Source organism: Streptomyces colwelliae (genome assembly GCF_048158785.1).
Lineage (GTDB): Bacteria > Actinomycetota > Actinomycetes > Streptomycetales > Streptomycetaceae > Streptomyces.
Genome location: NZ_JBLTJC010000297.1, coordinates 1 through 12,955, shown reverse-complemented (window position 1 = coordinate 12,955; position 12,955 = coordinate 1). Strand labels below are relative to the sequence as shown.

The 12,955-nt window shown below is 70.4% G+C and carries 12 protein-coding genes and 1 pseudogene; 6 read left to right on the top strand and 7 right to left on the bottom strand.

Annotated features, from left to right (window positions below):
* Window positions 1-95: 95 nt before the first annotated feature.
* Together ACNFOC_RS40120 and ACNFOC_RS40115 are read left to right on the top strand one after the other, a co-directional pair.
* Window positions 96-1,544 (top strand): NAD(P)H-quinone dehydrogenase, encoded by a 1,449-nt coding sequence (locus tag ACNFOC_RS40120; protein WP_416963939.1) that lies wholly within the window; start codon window positions 96-98, stop codon window positions 1,542-1,544.
* A 164-nt stretch (window positions 1,545-1,708) separates the two neighbouring features.
* Window positions 1,709-2,674 carry a DeoR/GlpR family DNA-binding transcription regulator gene (locus tag ACNFOC_RS40115; protein ID WP_416963938.1) on the top strand — a complete coding sequence of 322 codons (966 nt, stop codon included), beginning with the start codon at window positions 1,709-1,711 and terminating at the stop codon, window positions 2,672-2,674.
* Window positions 2,675-2,838: 164 nt separating this feature from the next.
* On the opposite strand, the gene ACNFOC_RS40110 is transcribed toward ACNFOC_RS40115, so the two are convergent.
* Together ACNFOC_RS40110 and ACNFOC_RS40105 are read right to left on the bottom strand one after the other, a co-directional pair.
* A complete protein-coding gene (locus tag ACNFOC_RS40110; protein WP_416963937.1) occupies window positions 2,839-3,414 on the bottom strand; it encodes a TetR/AcrR family transcriptional regulator in 576 nt (191 codons plus the stop codon).
* Window positions 3,415-3,515: 101 nt separating this feature from the next.
* On the bottom strand, window positions 3,516-5,288 hold the full coding sequence (locus tag ACNFOC_RS40105; RefSeq protein ID WP_416963936.1) for an acetyl/propionyl/methylcrotonyl-CoA carboxylase subunit alpha: 1,773 nt from the start codon (window positions 5,286-5,288) through the stop codon (window positions 3,516-3,518).
* A 369-nt stretch (window positions 5,289-5,657) separates the two neighbouring features.
* On the opposite strand from ACNFOC_RS40105, the gene ACNFOC_RS40100 reads away from it, so the two are divergent.
* Window positions 5,658-6,134 carry a hypothetical protein gene (locus ACNFOC_RS40100; protein WP_416963935.1) on the top strand — a complete coding sequence of 159 codons (477 nt, stop codon included), beginning with the start codon at window positions 5,658-5,660 and terminating at the stop codon, window positions 6,132-6,134.
* On the opposite strand, the gene ACNFOC_RS40095 is transcribed toward ACNFOC_RS40100, so the two are convergent.
* Together ACNFOC_RS40095 and mmpB are read right to left on the bottom strand one after the other, a co-directional pair.
* Window positions 6,135-6,755, bottom strand: coding sequence for a Maf family protein (locus tag ACNFOC_RS40095; RefSeq protein ID WP_416963934.1), 621 nt, complete (start codon window positions 6,753-6,755; stop codon window positions 6,135-6,137).
* Window positions 6,756-6,797: 42 nt separating this feature from the next.
* Window positions 6,798-6,929 (bottom strand): morphogenic membrane protein MmpB, encoded by a 132-nt coding sequence (gene mmpB, locus ACNFOC_RS40090; protein WP_416963933.1) that lies wholly within the window; start codon window positions 6,927-6,929, stop codon window positions 6,798-6,800.
* 139 nt (window positions 6,930-7,068) lie between these two features.
* On the opposite strand from mmpB, the gene ACNFOC_RS40085 reads away from it, so the two are divergent.
* Window positions 7,069-8,160, top strand: coding sequence for an SGNH/GDSL hydrolase family protein (locus ACNFOC_RS40085; RefSeq protein WP_416963932.1), 1,092 nt, complete (start codon window positions 7,069-7,071; stop codon window positions 8,158-8,160).
* 82 nt (window positions 8,161-8,242) lie between these two features.
* On the opposite strand, the gene ACNFOC_RS40080 is transcribed toward ACNFOC_RS40085, so the two are convergent.
* Both ACNFOC_RS40080 and ACNFOC_RS40075 read right to left on the bottom strand, forming a co-directional pair.
* Window positions 8,243-8,452 (bottom strand): acyl-CoA carboxylase epsilon subunit, encoded by a 210-nt coding sequence (locus tag ACNFOC_RS40080; RefSeq protein WP_416963931.1) that lies wholly within the window; start codon window positions 8,450-8,452, stop codon window positions 8,243-8,245.
* Window positions 8,453-8,465: 13 nt separating this feature from the next.
* Window positions 8,466-10,067, bottom strand: a complete 1,602-nt coding sequence (locus ACNFOC_RS40075; protein WP_416963930.1) for an acyl-CoA carboxylase subunit beta — start codon at window positions 10,065-10,067, stop codon at window positions 8,466-8,468.
* 136 nt (window positions 10,068-10,203) lie between these two features.
* Between ACNFOC_RS40075 and ACNFOC_RS40070 the strand changes: the two genes are divergently transcribed.
* On the top strand, window positions 10,204-11,070 hold the full coding sequence (locus ACNFOC_RS40070; protein ID WP_416963929.1) for a biotin--[acetyl-CoA-carboxylase] ligase: 867 nt from the start codon (window positions 10,204-10,206) through the stop codon (window positions 11,068-11,070).
* A 118-nt stretch (window positions 11,071-11,188) separates the two neighbouring features.
* Window positions 11,189-12,316: an adenylate/guanylate cyclase domain-containing protein gene (locus tag ACNFOC_RS40065; RefSeq protein ID WP_416963928.1), complete on the top strand. Its 1,128-nt coding sequence runs from the start codon at window positions 11,189-11,191 to the stop codon at window positions 12,314-12,316.
* Window positions 12,317-12,336: 20 nt separating this feature from the next.
* Here the strand turns inward: ACNFOC_RS40065 and ACNFOC_RS40060 are convergent.
* Window positions 12,337-12,955 (bottom strand): annotated as a pseudogene (locus tag ACNFOC_RS40060) (hypothetical protein); the annotation flags it as partial.

Below are 12,955 nucleotides of genomic sequence, written 5' to 3'. Positions count from 1 at the left end.
TACCTGTACCGACGGCTCCGGCGCGCCTCCCATCGCCCCTCTCCGCCCGGCAGGGCCTCGCCCCCGGGCGGAAGCACCTTGAAGCGTGCGGGACAATGGGGTACGTGACTCGGATCGTGATCATCGGTGGCGGACCCGGCGGCTATGAAGCGGCGCTGGTGGCAGCGCAGCTCGGCGCGGAGGTGACCGTCGTCGACTGCGACGGTCTGGGCGGGGCGTCGGTGCTGACCGACTGCGTCCCGTCGAAGACCCTTATCGCGACGGCCGAGGTGATGACCACCTTCGACTCGTCGTACGAGGAACTCGGCATCATCGTCGCCGACGACACCCCACCGCTGGAACAGGCGGCAAGGGTCGTCGGTGTGGACCTCGGCAAGGTCAACCGGCGTGTGAAGCGCCTCGCGCTGGCCCAGTCGCACGACATCACCGCGTCCGTGACCCGGGCCGGCGCCCGTGTCATGCGCGGCCGGGGCCGGCTCGACGGCATGCAGGCCATCGACGGCTCGCGCAAGGTGATCGTGAAGGCCGCCGACGGCACCGAGGAGACCCTCGTCGCGGACGCCGTCCTCATCGCGACCGGCGGTCACCCCCGCGAGCTGGACGACGCCCGCCCCGACGGCGAGCGCATCCTCAACTGGACCCAGGTCTACGACCTGACCGAACTCCCCGAAGAGTTGATCGTGGTCGGCTCCGGTGTCACGGGCGCCGAGTTCGCCGGCGCCTACCAGGCCCTCGGCTCCAAGGTCACCCTCGTGTCGTCCCGCGACCGCGTCCTCCCCGGCGAGGACCCGGACGCCGCCGCCGTCCTGGAGGACGTCTTCCGGCGCCGCGGGATGAACGTCATGGCCCGCTCCCGCGCCCAGTCCGCCAAGCGGGTCGGCGACAAGGTCGAGGTCACCCTCGCCGACGGCCGGGTCATCACCGGCTCGCACTGCCTCATGGCGGTCGGCGCCATCCCGAACTCCGCGGGCATGGGCCTGGAGGAAGCGGGCGTCAGGCTGCGCGACTCGGGCCACATCTGGACCGACAAGGTCTCGCGTACGACCGCTCCGGGTGTGTACGCGGCCGGTGACGTGACCGGGATCTTCGCGCTCGCCTCGGTGGCCGCGATGCAGGGACGTATCGCCATGTACCACTTCCTGGGCGACGCGGTGGCCCCGCTCAACCTGAAGACGGTCTCGTCGAACGTCTTCACCGACCCCGAGATCGCGACCGTCGGCTACAGCCAGGCCGACGTCGACGGCGGCAAGATCGACGCCCGCGTCGTGAAGCTCCCGCTGCTGCGCAACCCGCGCGCGAAGATGCAGGGCATCCGGGACGGCTTCGTCAAGATCTTCTGCCGCCCGGGCACCGGCATCATCGTCGGCGGTGTGGTCGTGGCGCCCCGCGCCTCGGAACTGATCCATCCGATCTCGATCGCCGTCGACAACAACCTGACGGTCGAACAGATCGCGAACGCCTTCACCGTCTACCCGTCTCTTTCGGGCTCGATCGCCGAGGTGGCCCGGCAGCTCCACACGCGGAAGGCGACGGGCGAAGTCTGAGCCGAAGTGGACTCCCCGCTGGTCACGGGGAGTTGTCGACCATTCGGGCGGCATAGGCGGCGAGACTAGGCCCTATACCACTTCCCGTCCTGCTGTACGAACAACTTCCGTTATTCGGCGCAAACACCTGAAAGCAGACGGTCGTTGGGGTTACTGTCAGTTTCGTGTTCGCTGCAGAACGTCGCCAATTGATCCTCGAAATGGTGCGAGCGAATGGGGCCGTATCGCTCCGTGAGCTCGCCCGCGTCGTCCAGACCTCCGAAGTGACCGTACGGCGGGACGTGCGCGCACTGGAGGCAGAAGGACTCCTCGACCGCCGGCACGGCGGTGCGGTATTGCCGGGCGGGTTCACGCGAGAATCCGGCTTTCCGCAGAAATCGCATCTCGCGACCGCGGAGAAGACGGCCATCGCCGATCTCGCCGCCAGCTTCGTCGAAGAGGGCGAGGCCATCGTGGTGGGGGCGGGTACCACCACACAGGAGCTGGCCCGCCGGCTCGCCCGGGTGCCCGGGCTGACCGTGGTCACCAACTCCCTTCTGGTGGCCCAGGCGTTGGCCCATGCCAACCGCGTGGAGGTCGTCATGACCGGGGGCACCCTGCGCGGTTCCAACTACGCGCTGGTGGGCAGCGGGGCCGAGCAGTCCCTCCAGGGGCTGCGCGTCTCCCGGGCCTTCCTCTCCGGGAGCGGACTCACCGCCGAGCGCGGCCTCTCCACGTCCAACATGCTGTCGGCGTCCGTCGACCGGGCCCTCGTCCAGGCGGCCGCCGAGGTCGTCGTCCTGGCCGACCACACCAAGCTCGGCACGGACACCATGTTCCAGACCGTGCCCACGGACGTCATCACCCGCCTCGTCACCGACGAGCCCCCGGGCCACGACGACCGCGCGGCAACGGAGTTGCAGGCACTCGCCGACCAGGGGGTGCAGATCGCCGTGGCCGGCGGTTCGGGAAGCCAGGGGGGTGAACAGACCCCGACGCGGGAACAACGCCGCCGAGAGGTACCCCTCCCGGCTCCGCGACGGGGTCAAGTGCCGGGCGGGGGACCGGGGTTGCGCGCGGCGGGCGTCCTGGGCGGGGAGTCTCCCGAGCGGGAGCGCGCGGCGAGGGTGGCGGATCTGCGCAGGCGTTGATCGCGTCGTTGCAGGTGCGTTTTCGGGTGCGGGTCGGTGGGGGCTGGTCGCGCAGTTCCCCGCGCCCCTAAAAACCGGCCCCGTTTGAGCCGACCTGCTTTTAAGGGGCGCGGGGAACTGCGCGACCAGCCACGACGGCGCCGCACCCGAAAACCGAACCAGCGCTACGGCTTCAACCCTCGCAACGTCAACGTCAGCAATCTGTCCGCCAGTTCAGGGTCCCCCGGGTTGCCCTCAGCCGCGAGAGCGATCGCATGCGTCAGCTGAAGCAGGTCGCCGATCTCGACGTCACCGCGCACGTCACCGGCGTCCTGCGCTCGGCAGAGCAACGCACCCCCCGCCTCACGGATCGGATCGCTGCACCGGGCCAGCGCGGACGTCCCGTCATGGGCGACCGCCATCAGCGCCCGGGAAAGCCCCCGGTACTCACTCGCGTGCGCCACCATCTCGCGCAGCCAGCTCACCAGAGCGACACACGGCTGCGGCGCGTCCCGCAACTCCCGGGACCGCGCGAGGAGTTCACCCACCGCGTCCTCGAACACCGCGCTCATCAGAGACTGCCGGTTCGGGAAGTGGCGGTACAGCGTGCCGATACCGACCCCCGCACGCCGGGCCACGTCCTCCAGGGACGCGTCCGTGCCGTGCGCGGCGAAGGACACGCGGGCCTCGGCGAGCAGCCGCTCGTAGTTGCGGCGGGCGTCGGCGCGCAGCCCCGCCGGCGGCCTGACTGTGTCGGCCATGGGTCCCACCTGCCCTCCTAGGCACTGTCCCGTCACATTACAGAGGTGCCCGGCGGACAGGCTGTTCCTGTCGGCCGGGCACCCCTGGACGTACTGCCGGGTCAGTCCTTGATCTCGCAGATCGCCGCGCCGGAGGTGACGGACGCACCGACCTCCGCGCCGAGTCCCTTGATCGTGCCGGACTTGTGCGCGTTCAGCGGCTGTTCCATCTTCATGGCCTCGAGTACGACGATGAGGTCGCCCTCCTTGACCTCCTGGCCCTCCTCGACCGCGACCTTGACGATCGTGCCCTGCATCGGCGAGGCGAGGGTGTCACCGGAGGCGACCGGGCCGGACTTCTTGGCCGCGCGGCGCTTGGGCTTGGCGCCGGCGGCGAGGCCGGTGCGGGCCAGGGACATGCCGAGCGAGACCGGGAGGGAGACCTCAAGGCGCTTGCCGCCGACCTCGACGACGATCGTCTCGCGGTCCGCGTCCTCGTCCGCCTCGGCGTCCGTGGGGGCCGCGAAGGGCTTGATCTCGTTGACGAACTCGGTCTCGATCCAGCGGGTGTGGACCGTGAACGGGTCGGTGGAGCCGGTGAGTTCGGGGGCGAACGCCGGGTCGGTGACGACCGCGCGGTGGAACGGGATGGCCGTGGCCATGCCCTCGACCTGGAACTCCTCCAGCGCCCGCGCGGCACGCTGGAGCGCCTGCTCGCGGGTCGCGCCGGTGACGATCAGCTTGGCGAGGAGCGAGTCCCACGCCGGGCCGATGACCGAGCCCGACTCGACACCGGCGTCCAGGCGCACACCCGGACCGGACGGCGGGGCGAACGTGGTGACGGTGCCGGGCGCGGGCAGGAAGCCGCGGCCCGGGTCCTCGCCGTTGATGCGGAACTCGAAGGAGTGGCCGCGCAGTTCGGGGTCGCCGTAGCCGAGTTCCCCGCCGTCGGCGATGCGGAACATCTCGCGGACGAGGTCGATGCCGGCGACCTCCTCGGTGACCGGGTGCTCCACCTGGAGGCGGGTGTTGACCTCCAGGAAGGAGATCGTGCCGTCCTGGCCGACGAGGAACTCGACGGTCCCGGCGCCGACATAGCCGGCCTCCTTGAGGATGGCCTTCGAGGAGGAGTACAGCTCGGCGACCTGCTCGTCCGACAGGAACGGCGCGGGCGCCTCCTCGACCAGCTTCTGGTGGCGGCGCTGGAGGGAGCAGTCGCGCGTCGACACGACGACCACGTTGCCGTGGGAGTCGGCCAGGCACTGGGTCTCCACGTGCCGCGGCTTGTCCAGGTAGCGCTCGACGAAGCACTCGCCGCGGCCGAAGGCTGCGACCGCCTCGCGCACCGCGGAGTCGTACAGCTCGGGAACCTCTTCGAGCGTGCGGGCCACCTTCAGACCGCGACCGCCGCCACCGAAGGCGGCCTTGATCGCGATGGGCAGTCCGTGCTGCTCGGCGAACGCGACGACCTCGTCCGAGCCCGACACCGGGTCCGGCGTGCCGGCCACCAGCGGGGCGCCGGCGCGCTGGGCGATGTGCCGGGCGGCGACCTTGTCACCGAGGTCCCGGATCGCCTGCGGCGGCGGGCCGATCCAGATCAGGCCCGCGTCGAGGACCGCCTGGGCGAACTCGGCGTTCTCCGACAGGAATCCGTAGCCGGGGTGGATGGCGTCGGCACCGGACTCGCGGGCCGCGCCCAGGACCTTGTCCATGTCCAGATAGCTGCTCGCCGGTGTGTCACCGCCCAGGGCGAACGCCTCATCCGCGGCGCGGACATGCAGAGCGTCCCGGTCCGGGTCGGCGTATACGGCCACGCTCGCGATCCCGGCGTCCCGGCAGGCCCGGGCTACGCGGACAGCGATTTCGCCACGATTGGCGATGAGCACCTTGCGCACGATTGAGGCTCCCTCCTTGAAACAAGCCGAGTTTAGGGACTGCCGACACGGCGCATCGACCCGTCCCCAGTGGTGAGCTTGCCCACACGGAGCGTGATGCGGGGCCCGCTCGACCCGCGAAATCCCTTGTCGCACCTCGGTACGCAGGACTCCTCGTGGAAACCCTAGCTCTCCGGTGTGGGCAAGGTCTCTGTGAGAGCGTGCCGCGTGCCACGCCGTTTCTTTGTGGAGTCCCTACGAATGGCCCAATGATTCTTTGCCCCCATCGCAACCCTTGTCCCGGGGTTTACCCGTTAGTAGCGTTCGGGTTGTCTCGAAACGTACTTGGGGTAACGGCGGAAGTGGGTGGGTCCGGTGGTGCGCAGGCCGGTGGCATGGATCTTGGCGCTCGTCCTCTTCGTGGAGGCGCTCGGAGTGGCCGCGCTGAACTGGTTCCTGGGGATCGTCGTCGATCGCCAGGACATGTCCCTGGCCGGCCTCGACCCGGACGCGATGTCCATCTCCTCGAAGGCCGGCGGAATCGTCTTCGGCCTCTACTTCGCCCTGTGCGGAGTGGTCGCCCTGCTCGTCGCCCTGCGCGACCGGGCCCCGGCCGGCTTCGGCCGGATCCTGCTGATCAGCGTGGCCGTGGTGCACGCGCTGCTGGGCGCGTTCGCGTGGGGCCTGGTGGGCCCGGGAGCGTTCGTGTCCATGGTGGTGGTGCTCGGCCTCGTCGTCCTGCTCCTGATGACGTACGACCGCCTTGAGGGGCCGTCCGAGGGCGGTGCCGGGCAGAGCGTGGACAAGGGCGGTGAGAGCGAGGGCCCGGGGCCTGTCGCGCCCCCGGCCGCTCCCAGCCCCTCCTGATCATCCCTCTCCTGGCGTCCACAACTCCGTGATGCCGACGCCCAGTTCGGCCAGCAGGCGGCGAACGAGCGGCAGGCTGATGCCGATCACGTTGCCGTGGTCGCCGTCGATGCCCTCGATGAACGGCGCCGAGCGGCCGTCGAGGGTGAACGCCCCGGCGACGTAGAGGGGTTCGCCCGAGGCGACGTACGCGGCGATCTCGGCGTCGGTCGGTTCGCCGAAGCGGACGACGGTGGACGCGGTGGCCGAGACGTACCGGCCGTTCGTCGTGTCGTAGACGCAATGACCGGTCTGGAGGGTCCCTGCCCGGCCGCGCATCGACTTCCAGCGGGCGGTGGCCTCCTCGGCGTCGGCGGGCTTGCCGAGGGCCTCGCCGTCCAGGTCGAGCACCGAGTCGCAGCCGATCACCAGCGCGCCCTTGACCTCGGGCTTCGCGGCGACGACGGAGGCCTTGGCCTCGGCGAGGGCGAGGGCGAGTTCGGCCGGGGTGGGGGCGCTGACGGCGTCCTCGTCGACCCCGCTCACGATCACCTCGGGGTCCAGTCCGGCCTGGCGCAGCAGGCCCAGCCGGGCGGGGGACTGGGAGGCGAGCACGAGTCGGCGGCGCGGCTGATCTGTCATGCGTTCAGCGTATCGGCGCCGCTGCGCTGCGCCGCGCTCGCCTCAGCCGGACAACCCGAGCACGATCATCGCCAGCACCATCGCGAGTGCCATGAGGATTCCGAGCCGCCGCAACATGACCTGCATCTCCCGCAGTTCCTCGGGAGGCTCGTTGTCGGGGTCGGACCACAGCATGTCCACCAGCGTGCGACCGGACCGGGGAGGGCGCCTGAGTACGGGTACTCAACTTCCTCGGCTTCCTTTCGGTGCCGTCAAAAGGGTCCATGGTTCCGTTAGGGTAATGGGACTGTGGTTCCTTTTGGAGAGGTGTGCCATGTTCACTGCTGCCTGGACCGCGTCACCCCAGCTCCCGAGCGAGGGCTTCACGCCGAACTGGTCCCGGGAGGGCTTCTGGCGCCAGTCGCTACGGCAGGTCGTGCGGCTGACGGCGGGTGGGAGGAGGGTGCGGGTGCGGTTCTCGAACGCGTACGGGACCTCGCCGGTGCGGATCGCGGGCGGTGCCGTGGCCCGCGCGGGGGCTGTTGTGCGGCTGACCTTCGACGGCTCGGCGGAGGGGGAGATACCGGCGCGGGGGGAGTTGGTGAGCGACGCGGTCCAACTCGCCGTAGCGGCAGGGGAGTCGGTGGCCGTCACGCTCTACTTCGATACGGCCACCGGGCCGGCGACCTTCCATGCGCAGGCGTTCGCGACCAGTTACCGGGGTGCGGGATGCCTGCTGGGCGGGGAGGGGTTCACCGAGTCCAGCGAGTCCTGGTACTTCCTGTCCGCCGTCGAGACCGACTCCGGGCGTACGGACGGGATTGCCCTCTTCGGTGACTCCATCACCGATGGGTTCGGGTCCACGCCGAGGGCCGATCGGCGGTGGTCGGATGCCTTGGCCGAGCGGACCGGGAGGCCCGTGCTGAACGCGGGGATCGGGGGGAATCTGCTGCTCAACGACTCCGCGTGGTATGGGGAGAAGGGGCTGCGCAGGCTGGGGCGGGATGTGTTGCGACTGGCCGGGGTGGACACGGTCGTTGTGTTGCTGGGGCTCAACGACATCGGGTTCAGCGAGACGGATGCGCAGCCTACGTACAAGCCGGCGCCGGTGGTTTCCGCGGGGGAAGTCATCGCCGGGTACCGGGAGTTGATACGGCAGGCTTCTGAACTCACTGTGATCGGGGCGACCTTGTTGCCGTTCGGGGGGTCTGATCACTGGGGGGAGCGGGCGGCGAAGGTGAGTCATGAGGTCAACGAGTGGGTTCGTTGCTCGGGGGAGTTCGGTGGGGTTGTTGATCTGAATCGGGTGATGGCCGACCCGGATGAATCGGATCGGCTGCACCCTGCTTACGACTTCGGGGATCAGCTGCACCCCAACGATGAGGGGTACGGGGTGATGGCTGACGCTGTGTTGCGTTGTTTGTAGCTGCGGGTCGGTGGGGGCTGGGCGCGCCCACGCGGCGGAGCCGCATATCGACACAGCCCCGCGCCCCTTAGGTGGATCTCCTCTAGCCGGGCCAGAAAGTGCGGGTCCATGCAGTGGGCCCCGGGTGAGGGAGCCTCGCGCCCGCGATGCGTGACGGGTCGGACCAGGCGTCCCGTTGCCTCGGGGTGCTCGGTGTTGTGGTTGCCGCCGCGCTTGCGCGGGCCCTTACTACCGCCAACGCGGCGGCCAGCTCCTCCGGGGTCGGGTTGCCCCGTACGACTTTGATGTTCATGGCGGGCGCTCCTCTACAGGGGGATGTTGCCGTGCTTCTTCGGGGGCAGGGACTCGCGCTTGGTGCGGAGTTGGCGCAGGCCCCGTACGACGTGGCGGCGGGTGTCGGAGGGGAGGATCACCGCGTCGATGTAACCGCGTTCGGCCGCGATGTAGGGGTTGAGGAGGGCGTCCTCGTACTCCTGGATGAGGCGGGCCCGGGTCGCGTCGAGGTCGCCCGCGGCCTCCGCCTCGGCGATCGTGCGGCGGTGCAGGATGTTGACCGCGCCCTGGGCGCCCATGACGGCGATCTGGGCGGTCGGCCAGGCGAGGTTGAGGTCGGCGCCGAGGTGCTTGGAGCCCATGACGTCGTAGGCGCCGCCGAAGGCCTTGCGGGTGATCACCGTGATCAACGGGACTGTCGCTTCCGCGTACGCGTAGATCAGTTTTGCGCCCCTGCGGATGATGCCGTAGTGCTCCTGGTCGACGCCCGGGAGGAAGCCGGGGACGTCCACGAAGGTGATGACCGGGACGTTGAACGCGTCGCAGGTGCGGACGAAGCGTGCCGCCTTCTCGGACGCGTCGATGTCCAGGCAACCCGCGAACTGCATGGGTTGATTGGCCACGATGCCTACCGGGCGGCCCTCGACCCGGCCGAAACCGGTGAGGATGTTCGGGGCGAAGAGTGGCTGTGTCTCGAAGAACTCCGCGTCGTCCAGGACGTGTTCGATCACCGTGTGCATGTCGTACGGCTGGTTCGCGCTGTCCGGGACCAGGGTGTCCAGCTCGCGGTCCTCGTCCGTGACGGTGAGGTCTGCCTCCTCGGGGAACGCCGGCGGTTCGCTGAGGTTGTTGGACGGGAGGTAGGACAGGAGTTGCTTGACGTACTCGATCGCGTCCTTCTCGTCGCCCGCCATGTGATGCGCCACACCGGAGACCGAGTTGTGGGTGCGCGCGCCGCCCAACTCCTCGAAGCCCACGTCCTCGCCGGTGACCGTCTTGATGACGTCCGGGCCGGTGATGAACATGTGCGAGGTCTGGTCGACCATCACCGTGAAGTCGGTGATCGCGGGGGAGTAGACGGCGCCGCCCGCGCACGGGCCTACGACGAGGGAGATCTGCGGGATCACTCCGCTCGCGTGGGTGTTGCGGCGGAAGATCTCGCCGTACGCGCCCAGCGAGGCCACGCCCTCCTGGATGCGGGCGCCGCCGGAGTCGTTGATGCCGATGACCGGGCAGCCCGTCTTCAGCGCGAAGTCCATCACCTTGACGATCTTCTGGCCGTAGACCTCGCCCAGGGCGCCGCCGAAGACCGTGAAGTCCTGGGAGAACACGGCGATGGGACGGCCGTCGACCGTGCCGTAGCCGGAGACGACTCCGTCGCCGTAGGGGCGGTTCTTCTCCAGGCCGAAGTCCGTGGAACGGTGCCGGGTCAGCTCGTCGAACTCGACGAAGGACCCCTCGTCGAGGAGCAGGTCGATCCGCTCACGGGCCGTCAACTTGCCCTTGGCGTGCTGCTTTTCGACCGCACGTTCCGAGCCGGCGTGCGTCGCCTCCTGGATACGGCGCTGAAGATCCGCGATCTTCCCGGCGGTGGTGTGGATGTCGATCTCTTGAGGCGCTTCCGGCTCGGACATCGGGATTACGGCTCCCTGCCTGCTCAAAAGGGGGACGGGTTACTCATCCGTAGAGTAGTGGCGGGCCTACCGATCGGCAGTGCGGCGTACAACACACCTCGGGTGGCTTGCACGACACACACCTAGGGTGGCTGGCATGACGCCGCGAGATGCATCAGACGCGAACAGCAACCGGTGGTCCGATCTGGAACGGCCGCCCCTCAACGCCGACGCGCTGCGCCGTGGACTCGTGCGGGCGGGCGGGCTGTGGACCGGTGTGGAGGTCGTGCAGTCCACCGGTTCCACCAACTCCGACCTCGTCGCCCTGGCCGCCGCGGGCAAGGCGGCCGAGGGCACCGTCCTGGTCGCCGAGGAGCAGACCTCAGGGCGGGGCCGTCTGGACCGGCAGTGGACGGCACCGGCCCGCTCCGGTCTCTTCTTCTCCGTGCTGCTGGAGCCGGGCGACGTGCCCGTGGCCCGCTGGGGCTGGCTGCCGCTGCTCACCGGTGTCGCCGTCGCGACGGGCCTGTCCCGGTCCGCCGGTGTGGACACCGCACTCAAGTGGCCCAACGACCTCCTGGTGACCGTCGGCGGCGAGGAACGCAAGGCAGGCGGCATCCTCGCCGAGCGCGCGGGGGACAACGCCGTGATCGTCGGCGTCGGCATCAACGTCACCCTGCGCGAGGACGAGCTGCCCGTGCCGCAGGCGGCCTCCCTGGCCCTGGCCGGGGCCGTCACCACGGACCGCGACCCCCTGCTGCGGGCCGTGCTGCGGTCCCTGGAGCACTGGTACGACAAGTGGCGCGCGGCGGGCGGCGCCCCGGCCGCCAGCGGCCTCCAGGAGACCTACGCGGCCGGCTGCTCGACGCTCGGCCGGGTCGTCCGGGCCGAACTGCCCGGGGACCGGTCGATCACCGGCGAGGCCGTCGCGATCGACGGCGACGGGCGGCTCGTCCTGGCCACGGAGGACGGCGTGCAGGAGCCCGTGGGGGCGGGTGACATCGTCCACCTGCGCCCCGCGTGACCCCGACCGCCCTTGTGACGGCCCGGTCCGTGTGACTCACGGAGTGAGCTGGCCCACACCTGCCGTAGCATTGGGCCCGGTCGATACCTGACCGTGGCAGATCGGAAAGGCAGCAGGCGTGACCGTCGACGACACGGGCTCCGGCGCGGACGCGGACGGCCGGGTGGCCCCCGATGCCGCCGAACCCGGCGAGGACCCGCTCGCGCTGCGCCTCGAAGGACTCATCCTCGGCGCGGAGCGCCGCTACACGCCCTTCCAGGCGGCCCGCACCGCCGGCGTCTCCATGGAGCTGGCCACGCGCTTCTGGCGGGCCATGGGCTTCGCCGACGTCGGCCAGGCCAAGGCGTTCACGGAGGCGGACGTCCTCGCGCTGCGGCGCCTCGCCGGTCTCGTCGAGGCGGGGCTGCTGAGCGAGGCGATGGCGGTGCAGGTGGCCCGCTCCACCGGGCAGACCACCGCGCGGCTGGCCGGCTGGCAGATGGACTCGTTCCTGGAGGGCCTCACCGAGCCGCCCGAGCCGGGCATGTCCCGCACCGAGGTGACGTACCCGATCATCGAGTTGCTGCTGCCCGAGCTGGAGGAGTTCCTCGTCTACGTCTGGCGGCGCCAGCTCGCCGCCTCGGCCGGCCGGGTCGTCCAGGCCGGTGACGACGAGGAGATGGTCGACCGGCGGCTCGCGGTGGGCTTCGCCGACCTCGTCGGTTTCACGCGGTTGACCCGTCGCATGGAGGAGGAGGAACTCGGCGAGCTCGTCGAGGCCTTCGAGACCACCGCCGCCGACCTGGTGGCCGCGCGCGGCGGCCGTCTCATCAAGACCCTGGGGGACGAGGTCCTCTACTCCGCGGACGACGCCGGAGTCGCCGCGGAGATCGCCCTGCTCCTGATCGAGACCATGGCGAACGACGAGACCATGCCCGAACTCCGCGTCGGCATGGCCTTCGGCACGGTGACGACCCGCATGGGCGACGTCTTCGGCACGACGGTCAACCTGGCCTCCCGCCTCACGTCGATAGCTCCTCGCGACGCCGTCCTCGTCGACAGCGCCTTCGCCGAGGAACTCATCCGCAGCGGCGAGGCCCCCGCCTCCGAGGCGGAGGCGGCGGAAGCCGCGGCGACGGCCGAGAAGGAGGGCGAGGACCCCCCGACCTACCGCTTCGCGCTCCAGCCGATGTGGCAACGCCCCGTGCGCGGCCTGGGAGTTGTCGAACCCTGGCTGCTCACCCGCCGGCACTCGTCACCGGAGTAGGCCCAACTCGCCGACGTGGGTCAGTGGTTGGCGAGTCCGTCCACGCAGAGCCCGATGATCGGCACGCACAGACTCGGCCGACTCGGCGCGGGGGCAGGGGAGTTGGCGGTCCGGCTCGGGGTGGGCGTGGGTGTGCGGGCGGGTGCGGGAGCCGTGGCCGAGGTCGGGTGAGGGGCCGGTTCCTGAGGGTCGGCCGGGGGTGTGGTGGCCGTCGCCGCCCCGGAGACGGTCGTAGGGTCCGCGGGGTCGGGTGTCGCGGTCGCGTACGGAGTCGGTACGACCCCGGAGGCCGTCGTGGGAGTCGGAGTCGCGCCGCCCATCACCGCGGTCGCGGAGGGGATCGCGGTCGGGTCGGCGCTGATGGTGGCGGCGGCGTTGGCGGGGTGGTCGGTGCCGTCCGTGGCGCCGGTGCCCGGGTCCGGGCGGGGTTCCGCTTCCGCCGTGCCCAGCCCGCCGACTCCCGACTCGGGCGCCAGCCGTACGAGGCTCAGCACACCGGCGGCCACGGCGAGCTGCGCGGCAAGCTCATCTCCCCGCTGCGCGAGGTACCACTCGCCCCCGACCCGCTCCAGCCGCTCGTCGACGCCGTGTCCGACCTCCGCGCCGAACTCGGCGACCTCGCCGAGATCCGGCTCGACA

What these genes read in the sequence shown, in the direction of transcription:
- ACNFOC_RS40075 (WP_416963930.1), bottom strand. Translation starts at nt 10,067, where the DNA reads ATGTCCGAGCCGGAAGCGCCTCAAGAGATCGACATCCACACCACCGCC.
- ACNFOC_RS40095 (WP_416963934.1), bottom strand. Translation starts at nt 6,755, where the DNA reads ATGACAGATCAGCCGCGCCGCCGACTCGTGCTCGCCTCCCAGTCCCCC.
- ACNFOC_RS40120 (WP_416963939.1), top strand. Translation starts at nt 96, where the DNA reads ATGGGGTACGTGACTCGGATCGTGATCATCGGTGGCGGACCCGGCGGC.
- ACNFOC_RS40110 (WP_416963937.1), bottom strand. Translation starts at nt 3,414, where the DNA reads ATGGCCGACACAGTCAGGCCGCCGGCGGGGCTGCGCGCCGACGCCCGC.
- mmpB (WP_416963933.1), bottom strand. Translation starts at nt 6,929, where the DNA reads ATGCTGTGGTCCGACCCCGACAACGAGCCTCCCGAGGAACTGCGGGAG.
- ACNFOC_RS40070 (WP_416963929.1), top strand. Translation starts at nt 10,204, where the DNA reads ATGACGCCGCGAGATGCATCAGACGCGAACAGCAACCGGTGGTCCGAT.
- ACNFOC_RS40080 (WP_416963931.1), bottom strand. Translation starts at nt 8,452, where the DNA reads ATGAACATCAAAGTCGTACGGGGCAACCCGACCCCGGAGGAGCTGGCC.
- ACNFOC_RS40085 (WP_416963932.1), top strand. Translation starts at nt 7,069, where the DNA reads ATGTTCACTGCTGCCTGGACCGCGTCACCCCAGCTCCCGAGCGAGGGC.